We start from the raw sequence: 15,164 nt of genomic DNA on the forward strand, positions 1-15,164 counted from the left end.
ATTCCCGTGTGAAAGTAGGTCATCGCCAGGCTCTTATTGTGCAAAACCCCTCGACAGCGTGTGCTGCGAGGGGTTTTGTCTTTGGCGCGGCGGAAATGCTGCGCTCGCTATTGCCCTAACGCCGGCACGCCGATCCCCGTTGTTTTCATGCTGCATTGCGGGTCGTGGCGCATTCCTGCCCGGTCCGCCTTCTGCTATGTTCGACCCTCAAGTGCCAACGGGTGGCACGAAGGCGGTTGCAACACGCGTTTGCAGCAAGCAGTGAGCAATAGAGCGGGCCGATGCCGACAGAGCGGGTCCGCGATTTCGGGTTTCGAGGGGTTACATGACGGCCAAGAGGTTCCGGCTGGTTTTGACTGGCGCCGCCGGCGCGCTGCTGCTGGCAGGGTGCGCTTCCACTTCCCCTCAACCTTCCCCACCGCAAGGCGGCTCGGCTCCCACCGCCCCGATTGCCTCGGGCTCCGCCATTGATTGCCAGGCCTTCACCGAGCGCATGGCCGCCCACGCCGCCGCGCAGGCCGAGACCGCGGTCATTGAACCCGATGCCCTGGCCGCCGCCAACCCGCTGGCGGCCGATGCGGAAGCAGGGGACGATGGCGAACCCGCCGACGCCTCGCCGGCCACCCTCGCCACGCTGCCGTTGTTTTCGGTTTCCCCACGCGGCAACCGGCTGCCCGTTGGCTGGCAGCCGTGGACCATCAACCGCAACAAGATTCCCACCACTTACTCGATGGCCGAGGTCGACCAGCGTGTCGTGGTGCACGCCAAGGCCGACAGTTCGGCCTCCGGCCTCTATGTGCCGCTGCGCGAGCGCGACGCCGGCATGCTGCGCTGGACCTGGAAGACCAGCGGCATCATCCGCAACGCCGACAACAGCCATGGCCCGCGCGAGGATTCGCCGCTGCGCCTTTTTGTCGCGTTCGACGGCGACAAGGGCGCGCTGCCGCTCAAGGACCAGCTGATGTACGAGATGGCGCGGCTGACCACCGGGCGCGAGATGCCGTACGCGACGCTGATGTATATCTGGGGCGGGCAGCGCGCGGAAGGCGCGGTGGTGAAAAACCCGCATACCGATCGCGTGCGCATGATCGTAGTGGATAGCGGCATGAAGCACGCCAATGAGTGGCGTTGCCACGAGCGCGATCTGCGCGCCGACTACCGCAAGGCGTTCGGGACCGACCCCGGCCGCGTCATCGCAGTCGGCATCATGACCGATACCGACAATACCAAGAGCAAGGCCGAAGCCTGGTACGGCGACATCGCGCTGGATTAGGTTGCCGCGCCGGCGGCGCCCTCAGCCGCCGATCGGCTCGGCCAGCGCGAGCACCGCGAACGAGGCCAGCCAATGCGTGGACACATACTCGCCCTCCACCGCCTGGGGCAGCGACGCCTCGATATGGTCAGACCACGCGCGGATTGCCAGCGGCCGCAGCGGATCGGGCAGGGCGGGTTCCAGCATGCGCCAGCACCACGCACGCGACAGGTTCAGGCCGTCCAGGTGTGCGGCCTTGGGGTCGCCGCGGTTGGTCACCGTGACCGGTGTCAGCCAGTTGGCCAGTTCGGCCTGGCCCGGCACGAACAACTCCCACCATTCCGAAAACGCGCAGCCGTCCATCACGGCGTGCATCAGCACGGCTTCGGTCAGTCCGCCGGACAGGAACTCGTCACCGCCGGGCTCGTAGCGGGCCGGATACTTCTGGTCGTGGCCGAACCAGCGGTGGGCGCGCCGTACGATGGCGCGCCGCAAGGCCAGATCCTGATGCGCGCGCGCATAGGAAAGCGCCATGACCAGCGCGAAGGCGCTGTTGTAGTGGGTCCCGGTGCGCACCGGAAACGCTGCCGCATCGAGGAAATCCGCCAATTGCTGCGATAAGTGCGAGGCCAGCGGCGCGCAGGCCTCGGCCCAGGCCGTGGCATGCGGGTCGTGCCGTGCCAGCGCCAGCAGCTCGGCCTGCAACTTCAGCATCCAGCCCCAGCCGTAGGGACGCTCGAAGGTGCTTGAGTCGGGCCGGCGGAAATACGCGAGTTCGGCGGCCATCGCGTCCGGACGCAACTGGGCGTCCAGCATGGCGCGGATGCGCGGCCCTTCCTCGAGGTCCGGATGCAGTGCCAGCAACCGCACCAGCAGCCAGTGCATATGCACGCTGGAGTGCCAGTCGTAGCTGCCGCAAAACACCGGATGCCAGGCGGCCGGCCCGGCGAGATCGCCGGCGCCCGCCATCATGTGGTCCAGCTTGTACGGATAACGGCGCAGGATATTCTCCAGCGCCACGCGCGCAAAGCTGCGCGCGGTCTCGCGATCCAGCGCCGAACGCCCCATCGCCGAAGCTCCCCTTTGTGATCGTATTGCCCTGCTCAGGCAGGCGTGCTCGGGCACGCTCTGGTCTATGCCATCAACTACCTGCCATCAGGCAGGTGCGAGCCACTTCTCCACCAGCCGCACGAAGAAGGTCGAGCCGACCGGCAGCAGTTCGTCGTTGAAATCGTAGCTGGGGTTGTGCAGCATGCAAGGCCCGATGCCATGGCCGGCATCGCGATGGCCGCCGTCGCCATTGCCCAGGAACAGATAGCAACCGGGCTTGTGCTGCAGCATGAACGAGAAATCCTCGGCGCCCATGGTGGGCTCGACGTTGCTGTCGACGTTGTCCGCGCCGACCAGCTCGGCGGCGACCGCGGCGGCAAAGCCGGTCTCGGCCTCGCTGTTGATGGTGGGCGGATAGTTGCGGTGGAATTCGTATTCGATGGTGCAGTCGAATGCGGCCGCCACCGCGCGCGCCACCTCTTCCATGCGCCGCTCGATCAGGTCGAGCACCGGCACCGTGAAGGTACGCACGGTACCGCCGATCCAGGCCTGGTCCGGCACGATGTTGGTGGCATCGCCGGCATGGAACTGCGTGACCGAGATCACCGCAGTATCGATCGGGCGCTTGTTGCGCGTGATGATGCCCTGCAGCGCAGACACGATCTGCGCCGCGGTGAACACCGGGTCGTTGCCGTTGTTGGGCATGGCCGCATGCGCGCCCTTGCCGCGCACGACGATGCGGAACTCGTTGCTCGAGGCCATCAGCGGGCCCGCGCGCGTGCCGAAGGCACCCGTCGGCATGCCCGGCCAGTTGTGCACGCCGAACACCGCGTCGCACGGAAAGCGCTCGAACAGGCCGTCCTTGATCATCTCGCGCGCGCCGCCGCCGCCTTCTTCGGCCGGCTGGAAGATCAGGTGCACGGTGCCGTCGAAGGGCTTGTGCTGTGCCAGGTAGCGCGCCGCACCCAGCAGCATGGCGGTGTGGCCGTCATGGCCGCACGCGTGCATCTTGCCGGTGTGCTGCGAGCGGTGGTCGAAGGTATTGGCTTCCTGCAGCGGCAATGCGTCCATGTCGGCGCGCAGGCCGATGGTGCCCGTGCTGCTGCCATTGCGAATCACACCGACCAGGCCGGTGGTGCCCAACCCGCGGTGGACTTCGATGCCCCACGCTTCCAGGTTGCGCGCGACTACGTCCGCGGTGCGCTGCTCTTCGAAGCAGAGTTCAGGATGGGCGTGGATGTCGCGCCGGATCGCGCGGATTTCGGCTTGTGCCTGCAGGATTTCGGGGATCAGCTTCATGATGCCGGGCGGCCTTGGAGTCGAAGGCGTTAGCAATTGGATACCCGGATCATACGATGCCTGTCGCGAAAGCGCCAAAACGCGACGATTTGCTGCGCGATCGTCGCCTTGGCGCAGTGCAATATGCCGGCGCGGGTGGGTTTCCCCGCATTGCCGTGGCATGTGCACTGCTGGAACAGTTCATGCTTGAAGTGCCCGGCCGGCAATACCGTCGCTTTGTGATGCCCCATCGCACCAAAAAGCAGCGCCGCTCGTGACCCGCTGCGCGCGCGCATTGCCGATCCTAAAACGTCTGCTTCACTTCCTACAGGGAGAATTGCGCGATGTCCCTTCGCACTTTCAAGAAGGCAATTGGCGCGGTGGCGGTGGCGGGGGCCCTTGGCCTCGCGCTGGCCGGTACCGCCCAGGCCGCGGACCTCAAACTGGCCATGAGTTCGCCGCCGACCTCGATGGATCCGCACTTCTACAACCTGTTCTCCAACATCAATGTTTCCGAGCATATCTTCGACTCGCTGACCAAGATGGACCCGGACAGCCGCATCATCCCGGGCCTGGCCGAGTCGTGGAAGCTGGTCAACAACCTCACGTGGGAATTCAAGATCCGCAAGGGCGTGAAGTTCCACGACGGCTCCGAACTGACCGCCGAGGACGTGATCTGGTCGCTCGACCGCCCCGCCACGATCCAGAACAGCCCGGGCAAGTTCGACGTCTACACCAAGGCGATCGTCAACAAGAAGATCATCGACAAGCACACCATCCAGCTCACCACCGCCCAGCCGTATCCGCTGATGCTGAACGACCTGACCTCGATCTTCATCGTGCAGAAGAAGGCCACGCAGGGTCTGGGCTCGGATGACTTCGCGCAGGGCAAGGGCATGGTCGGCACCGGCCCGTTCAAGTTCGTCAGCTATGCGCGCGACGACCGGGTCGAGCTGGTGCGCAACAACGATTACTGGGGCAACAAGCCGGCCTGGGACAAGGTCACGCTGCGCTTCATCCCCAACCCGGCGACGCGCCTGGCGGCGCTGCTGTCGGGCGATGTGCAGGCCATCGAGAACGTGCCCACGCCCGACCTGCCCAAGGTGCGCAAGGATCCCAAGCTGGCGTTCTTCTCCAAGATCTCGCACCGCGTGATCTACCTGTACTTCGATGCCAAGCGCGACAAGTCGCCTTACGTCACCACCAAGGAAGGCGCGCCACTGGACAAGAACCCGCTGAAGGACACGCGCGTGCGCAACGCCATCAGCATGGCGATCAACCGGCAGGGCATCAAGGACCGGCTGATGGAAGGCCTGTCCGAGCCTACCAACAACCTGGTGCCGCCCACGCTGTTCGGCTACAACCCCAACCTGAAGACGGTCAAGTACGACCCCGAGGGCGCGAAGAAGCTGCTGGCCGAGGCGGGCTTCCCCAACGGCTTCGGCGTGACGCTGCACACGCCCAACAACCGCTACGTCAACGACGAGAAGATTGCCCAGACCATCGCGCAGAACCTGACCCGCATCGGCATCGCGACCAAGGTCGAGGGCATGCCGATGGCAACGTACTCGTCCAAGGGCATCAAGCACGAGTGGTCGTTCGGCCTGCTCGGCTGGGGCGCGCAGACCGGCGAGGTCAGCTCGCCGCTGCGCGCGCTGCTGGCGTGCGAAGACAGCAAGAAGGGCTTCGGCACCACCAACTGGGGCGAGTACTGCAACCCGAAGATGGACGTGGTGCTGGAAAAGGCGCTGTCGACGGTGGACGACACCGAGCGCTCCAAGCTGCTGCAGGAAGCCACCGCGATCGCGATCAACGATGGCGGTATCATCCCGATCCACCAGCAGGTCACCACCTGGGCCACGCAGAAGGGCATCGTCTACGTGCCGCGCACCGACGAGCGCACGTACGCGCATAATTTCAAGCCCCAGTAAGCAGGCTGCCTGCTGCTGAGTTCGCGGTGCCGCGCATGGCTGCCGCGCCGCCTGGAAGCGCCACGCGCTTCCGGGCGGCGTGCGCATTCCCGCGCGAAAGGAAAGTGGTTCGAATATGCTGGTCTTTATCATCCGGCGCCTGATGCAGAGCGTGGTCGTGCTCTTCGTCATGTCGCTGCTGGTTTTCCTCGGCGTCTTTGCCATCGGCAATCCCGTCGACATCCTGATCAACCCGCAGGCCGACCAGGAGGACATCAAGCGCACCATCGCGGCGCTGGGCCTGGACAAGCCGCTGTGGGAGCAGTACTGGGTGTTCCTGCAGAACGCGCTGCAAGGCAACCTGGGCACGTCGTTCGCGCATGGCACGCCGGCGCTCAAGCTGATCTTCGAGCGCATGCCGGCGACCATGGAGCTGGCGGTCTGCGCGATCCTGCTGGCGATCGTGCTGGGCATCCCGCTGGGCCTGTGGGCCGGGCTGCGGCCCAAGGGCATTGCCGGCAAGTCGATCATGACGGTGTCGATCCTCGGCTTTTCGCTGCCTACCTTCTGGGTCGGGCTGATGCTGATCATGGTGTTCGCGGTGCAGCTGGGCTGGCTGCCGTCCAACGGCCGCGGCGAAACCGTGCGCGTGCTGGGCATCCCGCTCAGCTTCCTGACCGCGGACGGGATCCGCCACCTGATCCTGCCCGCCGTGACGCTGTCGTTGCTCAACATCGCCATGGTGATCCGGCTCACGCGCGCCGGCACGCAGGAGGCGATGCTGCAGGACTACGTCAAGTTCGCGCGCGCCAAGGGCTTGTCCAATACCCGCATCGTCGGCGTGCACGTGCTGAAGAACATCCTGATCCCCATCGTCACCGTGATCGCGCTGCAGTTCGGCTCGATCATCGCCTTTGCGATCGTGACCGAGACCATCTTCGCCTGGCCCGGCATGGGCAAGCTCATCATCGACTCGATCCAGCTGCTGGACCGGCCGGTGATCGTCGCCTACCTGATGGTGATCGTGACGCTGTTCATCCTGATCAACCTGGTGGTGGACATCATCTACAGCATGCTCGATCCGCGCGTGCGCATTGCCGACAACAAGGGCTGAGCCATGACCGCCGTCACTGTCGAACCCGAAGACAAGACGCCGCCGCCCGCCGCGGCGCGCGAGCAATCCCCGTGGCGGCGCTTTGCCGCCGAGTTCTTCGCCAGCAAGATTGCCGTGGCCGGGCTGGCCACGCTGGTGATCATCATCCTGATCGCCATCTTCGCGCCGTGGCTGGCGCCGCAGAACCCGTATGACCTGGCCACGCTGGACGTGCTCGACGCGCGCCTGGCGCCGGGCGAGCAGGCTGGCAGCGGCATGACCTTCCTGCTGGGCTCGGACGAGCAGGGCCGCGACATCCTGTCGGCGGTGATGTACGGGCTGCGCATCAGCATCGGCGTGGGCGTGGTCAGCACCCTGATCGCGCTGCTGCTGGGTGCCACGCTCGGCCTGCTGGCCGGTTTCCTGGGCGGGCGCACCGAAGCCTTCATCATGCGCGTGGCGGACCTGCAGCTGTCGTTCCCGCCGATCCTGCTGGCGCTGATCCTGCTGGCCTTCCTGCGCCCGGGGCTGGGCAATATCGTGATCGCGCTGGTCGCGGTGCAGTGGGCCTACTATGCGCGCACCACGCGCAGCGCCGCGCTGGTCGAACGGCGCAAGGAGTACATCGAAGCCGCCACCTGCCTGGGCCTGCCGCCCGCGCGCATCATGTTCCGCCACCTGCTGCCCAACTGCCTGCCGCCGCTGATCGTGATCGCGGCGCTGCAGGTGGCCTCGGCGATCACGCTGGAGGCCACGTTGTCCTTCCTCGGGCTGGGGGTGCCGATCACCGAGCCGTCGCTCGGTTCGCTGATCTCGAACGGCCAGCAGTACATGCTGTCGGGCAAGTACTGGATCAGTTTTTTCCCGGGCATCGCGCTGGTGGTCACCATCGTGGCGATGAACCTGGTCGCCGACCAGCTGCGCGATGTGCTGAACCCGCGCCTGCAGACGCAATAACCGGGAGCGCAACATGGCACAACCGACACTGGTGGTCGAACACCTGAAAACGCATTTCTATACGCGCGGCGGCATCGCCCGGGCCGTCGACGACGTGTCCTTCACCGTGGGCCGCGGCGAGATCATGGGGCTGGTCGGCGAGTCCGGCTCGGGCAAGTCCATGACCGGCTATTCGATCATGGGCCTGATCGACCCGCCGGGGAAGATCGTCGACGGGCGCATCGCGCTGACCAGCCGCGACGGCGTCACGCGCGACCTGCGCGCGCTCACGCCGGCGCAGCAGCGCGACGTGCGCGGTAACCGCATCGCGATGATCTTCCAGGATCCGATGATGACGCTCAACCCGGTGCTGCGCATCGACACGCAGATGATCGAGGCGGTGCTGGCACATGAGAACGTGAGCAAGGCGGTGGCGCGCGAGCGCGCGCGCAATGCGCTGGCACGGGTCGGCATTCCGTCGCCGGACGAGCGCCTGCAGGCCTATCCGCACCAGTTCTCGGGCGGCATGCGCCAGCGCGTGGCGATTGCCACGGCGCTGCTGAACAAGCCCGACCTGATCATTGCCGACGAACCGACCACGGCGCTCGACGTCACCATCCAGGGCCAGATCCTGTACGAGATGCAGACCCTGTGCCGCGAGTCCGGCACTGCGCTGATCTGGATCACGCACGATCTGTCGGTGGTGGCGGGACTGGCCGATTCGGTATGCGTGATGTATGCCGGCAAGATCGTCGAGGCCGGCGACGTGCGCCAGGTACTGGAGCACCCCGAACATCCCTACACGCACGGGCTGATCAGTTCGGCGCCGTCGCGCAATCCGCGCGGCGCGCCGCTGCGGCAGATCCCGGGCATGACGCCTTCGCTGCTGAACCTGCCGGGCGGCTGCTCGTTCCGCGAGCGCTGTCCCTATGCGACCGCGGCCTGCAAGACCGAACCCCCGCTGGAAACCGCCGCGGACGGGCGCCGCCTGCGCTGCTTCCATCCGGTGCTCGCCAACCAGGAGGCGGCATGAACGCCACTGCACTGCAATCCCGCCCGATGACCGAACCGGCCGGGCAGGAAGGCGCGACGCCCGCTGCGCCGATCCTCGAACTGCGCGGCGTGTCCAAGCGCTTCGTCAAGTCGCTCGATGCGGCGGCGCGCATCGCCAACCTGTTCGGCGCGCATGCGCGCGAAGAGGTGGTGCATGCGGTGGACCGCGTCGACCTGAGCATCCGCGCCGGCGAGGTGGTCGGGCTGGTGGGCGAATCCGGCTGCGGCAAATCCACGCTCGGGCGCATGGCCGTGGGACTGCACTCGCTGACCGAAGGCGAGCGCCTGTGGCGCGGCACCAACCTGGATCACCTGCCGCCCGACAAGCGCCGTGAAAAGCAGCTGGCGATCCAGATGATCTTCCAGGACCCGTACGCCTCGCTCAACCCGCGGCTGCGCGTGCTCGATATCGTCGGCGAGGCGCCGGTGGTGCACGGCATGGTCGAACGCGGCGCGCAAAAGGGCTATGTCGAAGACATGCTGGTGCGCGTGGGCATGGACCCGACCGTGCTGCGCCGCTTTCCGCACCAGTTTTCCGGTGGCCAGCGCGCGCGCATCGGCATCGCGCGCGCGCTCGCGGTGAAGCCCGAGTTCCTGGTCTGCGACGAATCGGTGGCGGCGCTGGACGTGTCGATCCAGGCGCAGGTGCTGAACCTGTTCATGCGCCTGCGTGAAGAACTGAACCTGACCTACCTGTTCATCAGCCACGACCTGGGCGTGGTCAAGCACATCAGCGACCGGGTGGTGATCATGTACCTGGGACGGGTGGTCGAATCCGCACCGACCGAAGACGTGTTCGCCGCGCCCAACCATCCCTATACGCAGGCGCTGCTGGCGGAGGCGCCCAAGCTGGAGGTGGCGCGCAAGAACTACGTCGCGATCCGCGGCGAGATCCCGTCGCCGCTGCACCCGCCGAGCGGCTGCCATTTCCATCCGCGCTGCCCGCACGCGATGCCGCGTTGCCGCGAAGAGCAGCCGCTGCTCAAGGAGATTGCGCCGCTGCGGTTCTCTGCATGCCATTTGAATGACATGAAGTAGGGCGTTTCAACCGGCGTTGGTTTGCTCCCCTCTCCCATTTATGGGAGAGGGGCGGGGGAGAGGGGAGACAACATGCGGTCACGCTGAGCGCGTCAGCGGATCACCTGGCCCTTCGAATTGATGATCGTCATCTCCACGAACTTCGAGCCGACATGGTTCTCGGGCGTGAAGTTGACGATGAAGCCGCCCAGGTCGTAGTTGCGCATCGATTCCAGTGCGGTCACCAGCTTCTCGCGCGTCAGGTCCTTGCCCGCGCGGCGCAGGCCTTCGGTGAAGGTCTTGGCGGCGATGAAGCCCTCGATGCTGGCATAGTCGAATTCGCTGGGCTTGCCCGCGGCCTGCAGCAGGCGCAGGTATTCGCGCACGATCGGCAGCGTGGCGTTGCCCGGGTGCGGCATGACCTGCGAGATGATCACGCCGCTGCCCTGCGCGCCGACCACGTTGGCCAGCGCCTGCGTGCCGACGAAGGACACGTTGTAGAACTGGCCGTTGTAGCCGCGGCGCAGCGCTTCCTTCACGAACGCGCCGGCGGTGCGGTAGGCGCTGATCATGACCACCGCGTCGGGCTTTGCCTTCATCGAGCCCTGCATGGCGTCGCCGATCTCCGTGGTGTTGCGCACCACGGGCTCGCGCGCGACGATCTCCACGCCGCTGTCGGGCGCGGCCTTGAGCGCGCGCTCCAGCCCGTCCAGGCCGGCCTTGCCGTAGGCATCCTCGTTGTAGACCACGGCCACGCGCTTGAGCCCGGTGGTCTGGATCTGGCGCACGATGGCCGCGGTTTCCTCGTTGTAGCCGGCGCGGACATGGAACACGTAGCGGCTGCGCGGCTCGCGCAGCGACTGCGCGCCGGTGTATGGACCGAAGAACGGCACCCTGGCCTGGATCGCCAGCGGCAGCGCGGCCTGGCTGGTGGGCGTGCCGACATAGCCGAACAGGGCGAAGACGCGATCCTCTTCGATCAGCTTCTTCGTGTTCTTGGCCGCTGGTTCGGGTTCGTAATAGTCGTCCAGCGCCTCGAGCCGGATCTTGCGCCCGTGGATGCCGCCCTGCTGGTTGATGTGGTCGAAGTACAGCCGCGCGCCAGAGTTCATCTGCTTGCCGAGTACGGCGGTCGGGCCCGTCAGCGCGGCGGACTGGCCCAGCAGGATGGTGTCGGCGGTGACGCCTTGCTCGGATGTGGCAGCAGTGGTTGCGGTGTTCGCCGCCAAGGCGGCGCAGGACGCGCCGCCGGTGCCGATGGCGCACGCCACCAGCAGGCCGGCAAGCCGGCCGTTGACCCCGGATCGGAAAGACATAAACCCCCCGCGAATGATGGTTCGGTTACCCGTTCGCCGCGTTGGCCGGTCTGCGCCGGCGAGCTGCTGGATCGTGCGGCATGGTGCGCGTCCCGGTCTGTGCCGCGAGCGCGCCGGCACATCATAATCGAATACAATCGGGACGAGATACTCCCCGCCGTCGCCCCGCACGCCCGGGGGAATGCGCCGCCGGCCGGCGCGACGCAGGCGCTGCCATCCGCGGCCTGCGCCGGCATCTCCCGTTCCGTACGACCGAACGAAAACAACACAGCCCCGCCCGGAGACCCCATGGCTTCCCGCATCGTCCGCGCCGCCTGCCCGCATGACTGCCCCGATACTTGTGCCTTGCTCGTCACCGTCGAGGACGGCCGCGCCGTCAAGGTAGCGGGCGATCCCGACCATCCCGGCACGCAAGGCGTGCTCTGCACCAAGGTGTCGCGCTACACCGAGCGCACCTACCACCCGGACCGCCTGCTGACGCCGATGAAGCGCGTCGGCCAGAAGGGCGAGGGCAAGTTCGCGCCGATCTCGTGGGATGAGGCGCTCGATACCATCGCCACGCGCCTGCAGGCGATCGCCGCACGCGATCCGCAGGCGATCGTGCCGTACAGCTATGCCGGCACCATGGGGCTGGTGCAGGGCGAGAGCATGGCGGCGCGCTTCTTCAACAAGCTGGGCGCGTCGCGGCTGGACCGCACCATCTGCGCCAGCGCCGGCGCCACCGCACTGCGCTACACCTACGGCGCCAGCGTGGGCATGGACATGGAGCACGTGGTCGATGCCAAGCTGGTGATCATCTGGGGCGGCAACCCGATTGCCTCCAACCTGCACTTCTGGACCCGCGCGCAGGAGGCCAAGCGGCGCGGCGCCACGCTGGTGGCGATCGACCCGTACCGTTCGCTCAGCGCCGAGAAGTGCCACCGCCATATCGCGCCGATGCCCGGCACCGACGGCGCGCTGGCGCTGGCGCTGATGCACGTGCTGATCCGCGACGACCTGCTCGACCACGACTACATCGAACGCCACACCGTGGGCTTCGAGGCGCTGCGCGAGCGCGCGCAGGCCTATCCGCCGGCGCGCGCCGCCGAGATCTGCGGCATCCCGGTCGAGGACATCGAATGGCTGGCCGGGCTCTACGGCCAGCTCGCGGTGCGCGAGCGCCAGCCGGTGGCGATCCGGCTGAACTACGGCATGCAGCGCGTGCACGGCGGCGGCCAGGCGGTGCGCGCGGTGGCGTGCCTGCCCTCGCTGGTGGGCGCTTGGCGCCATCCGGCGGGTGGCCTGCAGTTGTCGACCTCGGGTTTCTTCCCGATCAACGAAGCCGCGCTGCAGCGCCCGGACCTGCTGCCGGGATGGCCGCAGCAGCTGCCGCGCCTGGTCAACATGAGCACCATCGGCGATGCCTTGCTGGCCGGGGGCGCGCCGCGCATCGAGGCGGTGGTGGTCTACAACAGCAACCCGGTGGCGGTGGCGCCGGAATCCGGCAAGGTCGCGGCCGGCTTCGCGCGCGAGGACCTGTTCACGGTGGTGCTGGAGCATTTCCGCACCGATACCGCCGACTATGCCGACATCATCCTGCCCGCGACCACGCAGCTCGAGCACACCGACGTGCACAAGGCCTACGGCCATACCTATTTCCTGGCCAACAACGCCGCCATCGCGCCGCTGGGCGAGGCCCTGCCCAACACCGAGATCTTCCGCCGGCTGGCGCAGCGCATGGGCTTTACCGAGGACTGCTTTGCCGACAGCGACGAGGCGATTGCCGCGCAGGCGATCCTGCCGGACGATGCGCGCGCGGCCGGCATCAGCTGGGATTCGCTGAAAGCGCAGGGCTGGCAGAAGCTGGCGCTGCCGGCGGCGCCGTTCGCCGAGGGCGGCTTCCCCACGGCATCGGGCAAGTGCCAGTTTTATTCCGAGCCGATGGCGCGCGACGGCTTCGACCCGCTGCCCGACTACGTGCCGCAATACGAAGCGCCGCAGACCGCGCCGGAACTGGCGGCGCGCTATCCGCTGGCGATGATCTCGCCGCCGGCGCGCAATTTCCTCAACAGCTCGTTCGTCAACGTCGACAGCCTGCGCGCCACCGAGGGCGAGCCGCACCTGGACATCCATCCCGCCGACGCCGCCGAGCGCGGCATCGTGCACGGCGCGCTGGTGCGCGCCTTCAATGACCGCGGCAGCATGGTGGCACGCGCACGCGTCACCGATCGCGCCCGGCGCGGACTGGTGGTGGGGCTGTCGATCTGGTGGAAGAAGCTTGCGTCCGACGGCAAGAACGCCAATGAGCTGACCAGCCAGCGCCTGACCGACCTGGGCCGCGCGCCGGTGTTCTACGACTGCCTGGTGCAGGTCGAAGCCTGCGCGCAAGGGGCGGTCGAGGCGGCATGACGCGGCCGCGCGGCCGCCGCGGCTGGGCGGCACTCGTGGGGGCGGCGGTGCTGTCGGCCCTGGTGGTGGTGACGGCGGGATGCGAGGCGGTCGGCTACTACGCGCAGTCGATCGGCGGCCATCTCGGCGTGATGGCCCAGGCGCAGCCGCTCACCGACGCCATCGCCAGCGCGCGCGACGCCAACGATGCGCGCCTGGCGCAGCGGCTGGCGCTGGCCGGCCGCATGCGCGACTTCGCCTCGCGCGAGCTGAAGCTGCCCGACAACGGCAGCTACCGCCGCTACGCCAACCTGCACCGGCCCTACGTGGTGTGGAGCGTGTTCGCCACGCCCGAGCTGTCGATGGAACTGCGCAAGTGGTGCTTCCCCATCGTCGGCTGCATCAGCTACCGCGGCTACTACGCCCAGTCCGACGCCGAGCAGTACGCGCAAGGCCTGCGCCGCGACGGGCTCGAGACCTATGTGGCCGGCGTCCCCGCCTATTCGACGCTGGGCTATTTCGATGACCCGCTGCTCAACACCTTCGTCTACCTGCCCGAGGGCGAGCTGGCGCGGCTGATCTTTCATGAACTGGCGCACCAGGTAGTGTACGTGCGCAACGACACCGCGTTCAACGAGTCCTTCGCCACCGCGGTCGAAGCGGCCGGCGTGGAACGCTGGCTGGACCAGGATGCGTCGGAGGACGCGCGTACCAGCTATCGCCAGTACGATGCCCGGCGCCAGCAGTTCCGCGCGCTGCTGCTGGGCACGCGCGACCGGCTGGTGGCGCTGTACCAGACCCCGCTCGACGACGCCGCCAAGCGCGAGGGCAAGGCCAAGATCTTTGCCGACCTGCGCGCCGGCTATGCGCGGCTGCGCGTGGAGTGGGGCGGCTACAGCGGCTATGACCGCTGGTTCGACCAGCCGCTGACCAACGCCCACCTGGCCGCGGTGGCGACCTACCAGCAATGGGTGCCGGCCTTTACCGCGCTGCTGGCGCGCTGCGACGGCGACTGGCAGCGCTTCTACGACGAGGCGCGCCGCATCGGCGCGCTGCCCGCCCGCGAGCGCGAGGCGGCATTGCGCCGGCTGGCGCCGCCGGCGACCCGCACCGACACGCTGACCGCGGGCGGCAAGGCCGCCGTCAACTAGGCCGCAGGCGCTCCCTGGGCGGGTAACCACGGTGCTGCGCTCCCCGCGCCGCGTGCGAGAATGCCGTCATGTCGATTGCTCCAAGATCCGAACCGCTGGCGCCGCCGTCGGGCGCGCCGCCGGAGCCCCAGCCGGCCCGCCCGCATATCGCCGAGCGTCAGGAGGCGCGCCGCCGGCAGATCCTCGATACCGCCGCGCAGCTGTTCTACAGCAAGGGCTACCCCGGCATGACCATGAACGACCTGTGCCGTGCGCTGGGCGTGACCAAGCCGGCGGTCTATTACTACTTCACCGACAAGTACGAGATCTTCGACATCCTGTGCCGCGAGTCGGCCCAGACCTGCCTGCCCGTGATCCGCGAGACCGCGGACCCGGCGCAACCCGTGCTGGCCCGGCTGCATGCCTGCCTGCTCGAGATGGCGCGGCGCTGCATCGCTTGCCACGTGCCGGCCACGCTGAGCTTCCGCGACCGGCAGTACCTGCGCCCGGACACCGTGTCCTGGCTCGACAGCATGGCGCGCGAGTTCTATCGCGACCTCTATGCGCTGCTGGACGAAGGCAAGCGCGAGGGCGTGTTCGCCTTTGGCGATGCACGCGTGACCGCGCATTCGATCGGCAGTGTGGTCGGGTTCCTTTACACCTGGCACGAACCCGGGCGCACCGACCCCGAAACCCTGGCGCGGGAACTCGCCGCCAGCATGATGAAGCTGGTGCTGCCCAGCGACGGTTGAGCGCGGCGCG

13 protein-coding genes are annotated in these 15,164 nt (G+C 67.5%); 10 read left to right on the plus strand and 3 right to left on the minus strand.

What is annotated here, in order from left to right:
- The first annotated feature begins 325 nt into the window (after window positions 1-325).
- Window positions 326-1,273: a DUF3047 domain-containing protein gene (locus tag U9J39_RS20640; RefSeq protein ID WP_116313132.1), complete on the plus strand. Its 948-nt coding sequence runs from the start codon at window positions 326-328 to the stop codon at window positions 1,271-1,273.
- Between the two features lie 21 nt (window positions 1,274-1,294).
- Here the strand turns inward: U9J39_RS20640 and U9J39_RS20645 are convergent, their stop codons facing one another.
- The gene (locus tag U9J39_RS20645) at window positions 1,295-2,320 is read right to left on the minus strand and encodes a DUF2891 domain-containing protein (RefSeq protein WP_115710944.1); all 1,026 of its coding nucleotides are present in this window, start codon (window positions 2,318-2,320) and stop codon (window positions 1,295-1,297) included.
- An 87-nt stretch (window positions 2,321-2,407) separates the two neighbouring features.
- Entirely contained in the window at window positions 2,408-3,601 is a 1,194-nt protein-coding gene (locus tag U9J39_RS20650) for a M20 aminoacylase family protein (protein WP_115710942.1), read from the minus strand.
- A gap of 56 nt (window positions 3,602-3,657) precedes the next feature.
- On the opposite strand from U9J39_RS20650, the gene U9J39_RS20655 reads away from it, so the two are divergent.
- From U9J39_RS20655 to U9J39_RS20680, 6 genes are all read left to right on the plus strand, one after another.
- Window positions 3,658-3,858, plus strand: coding sequence for a hypothetical protein (locus tag U9J39_RS20655; RefSeq protein ID WP_147299319.1), 201 nt, complete (start codon window positions 3,658-3,660; stop codon window positions 3,856-3,858).
- Window positions 3,859-3,924: 66 nt separating this feature from the next.
- Entirely contained in the window at window positions 3,925-5,511 is a 1,587-nt protein-coding gene (locus tag U9J39_RS20660) for an ABC transporter substrate-binding protein (protein ID WP_116313130.1), read from the plus strand.
- 115 nt (window positions 5,512-5,626) lie between these two features.
- Complete coding sequence (locus U9J39_RS20665) at window positions 5,627-6,604, plus strand: ABC transporter permease (protein ID WP_012353976.1); 978 nt, start codon at window positions 5,627-5,629, stop codon at window positions 6,602-6,604.
- Window positions 6,605-6,607: 3 nt separating this feature from the next.
- Entirely contained in the window at window positions 6,608-7,540 is a 933-nt protein-coding gene (locus U9J39_RS20670) for an ABC transporter permease (RefSeq protein WP_115710936.1), read from the plus strand.
- A gap of 13 nt (window positions 7,541-7,553) precedes the next feature.
- Complete coding sequence (locus U9J39_RS20675; protein WP_018003713.1) at window positions 7,554-8,552, plus strand: ABC transporter ATP-binding protein; 999 nt, start codon at window positions 7,554-7,556, stop codon at window positions 8,550-8,552.
- A complete protein-coding gene (locus U9J39_RS20680; RefSeq protein WP_115681210.1) occupies window positions 8,549-9,610 on the plus strand; it encodes an ABC transporter ATP-binding protein in 1,062 nt (353 codons plus the stop codon). The genes U9J39_RS20675 and U9J39_RS20680 overlap by 4 nt, the downstream gene beginning before the upstream one ends.
- A 92-nt stretch (window positions 9,611-9,702) precedes the next feature.
- Here U9J39_RS20680 and U9J39_RS20685 read toward each other — a convergent pair whose 3' ends face one another.
- Window positions 9,703-10,905, minus strand: coding sequence for an ABC transporter substrate-binding protein (locus U9J39_RS20685; protein WP_326347921.1), 1,203 nt, complete (start codon window positions 10,903-10,905; stop codon window positions 9,703-9,705).
- A gap of 288 nt (window positions 10,906-11,193) precedes the next feature.
- Here U9J39_RS20685 and U9J39_RS20690 point away from each other — a divergent pair, with 288 nt between their 5' ends.
- The 3 genes from U9J39_RS20690 (at window position 11,194) to U9J39_RS20700 (ending at window position 15,154) form a co-directional block, all read left to right on the plus strand.
- A complete protein-coding gene (locus tag U9J39_RS20690) occupies window positions 11,194-13,293 on the plus strand; it encodes a molybdopterin-containing oxidoreductase family protein (protein ID WP_326347922.1) in 2,100 nt (699 codons plus the stop codon).
- Window positions 13,290-14,423, plus strand: coding sequence for an aminopeptidase (locus U9J39_RS20695; RefSeq protein ID WP_326347923.1), 1,134 nt, complete (start codon window positions 13,290-13,292; stop codon window positions 14,421-14,423). The genes U9J39_RS20690 and U9J39_RS20695 overlap by 4 nt, the downstream gene beginning before the upstream one ends.
- A 68-nt stretch (window positions 14,424-14,491) precedes the next feature.
- Window positions 14,492-15,154: a TetR/AcrR family transcriptional regulator gene (locus U9J39_RS20700; protein WP_116313128.1), complete on the plus strand. Its 663-nt coding sequence runs from the start codon at window positions 14,492-14,494 to the stop codon at window positions 15,152-15,154.
- Window positions 15,155-15,164: the final 10 nt, after the last annotated feature.

The organism is Cupriavidus sp. SS-3 (genome assembly GCF_035818815.1).
Taxonomy (GTDB): Bacteria; Pseudomonadota; Gammaproteobacteria; order Burkholderiales; family Burkholderiaceae; genus Cupriavidus; species Cupriavidus taiwanensis_C.

What these genes read in the sequence shown, in the direction of transcription:
- U9J39_RS20665 (WP_012353976.1), top strand. Translation starts at nt 5,627, where the DNA reads ATGCTGGTCTTTATCATCCGGCGCCTGATGCAGAGCGTGGTCGTGCTC.
- U9J39_RS20670 (WP_115710936.1), top strand. Translation starts at nt 6,608, where the DNA reads ATGACCGCCGTCACTGTCGAACCCGAAGACAAGACGCCGCCGCCCGCC.
- U9J39_RS20680 (WP_115681210.1), top strand. Translation starts at nt 8,549, where the DNA reads ATGAACGCCACTGCACTGCAATCCCGCCCGATGACCGAACCGGCCGGG.
- U9J39_RS20695 (WP_326347923.1), top strand. Translation starts at nt 13,290, where the DNA reads ATGACGCGGCCGCGCGGCCGCCGCGGCTGGGCGGCACTCGTGGGGGCG.
- U9J39_RS20690 (WP_326347922.1), top strand. Translation starts at nt 11,194, where the DNA reads ATGGCTTCCCGCATCGTCCGCGCCGCCTGCCCGCATGACTGCCCCGAT.
- U9J39_RS20645 (WP_115710944.1), bottom strand. Translation starts at nt 2,320, where the DNA reads ATGGGGCGTTCGGCGCTGGATCGCGAGACCGCGCGCAGCTTTGCGCGC.
- U9J39_RS20660 (WP_116313130.1), top strand. Translation starts at nt 3,925, where the DNA reads ATGTCCCTTCGCACTTTCAAGAAGGCAATTGGCGCGGTGGCGGTGGCG.
- U9J39_RS20685 (WP_326347921.1), bottom strand. Translation starts at nt 10,905, where the DNA reads ATGTCTTTCCGATCCGGGGTCAACGGCCGGCTTGCCGGCCTGCTGGTG.
- U9J39_RS20640 (WP_116313132.1), top strand. Translation starts at nt 326, where the DNA reads ATGACGGCCAAGAGGTTCCGGCTGGTTTTGACTGGCGCCGCCGGCGCG.
- U9J39_RS20655 (WP_147299319.1), top strand. Translation starts at nt 3,658, where the DNA reads ATGCCTGTCGCGAAAGCGCCAAAACGCGACGATTTGCTGCGCGATCGT.
- U9J39_RS20700 (WP_116313128.1), top strand. Translation starts at nt 14,492, where the DNA reads ATGTCGATTGCTCCAAGATCCGAACCGCTGGCGCCGCCGTCGGGCGCG.
- U9J39_RS20650 (WP_115710942.1), bottom strand. Translation starts at nt 3,601, where the DNA reads ATGAAGCTGATCCCCGAAATCCTGCAGGCACAAGCCGAAATCCGCGCG.
- U9J39_RS20675 (WP_018003713.1), top strand. Translation starts at nt 7,554, where the DNA reads ATGGCACAACCGACACTGGTGGTCGAACACCTGAAAACGCATTTCTAT.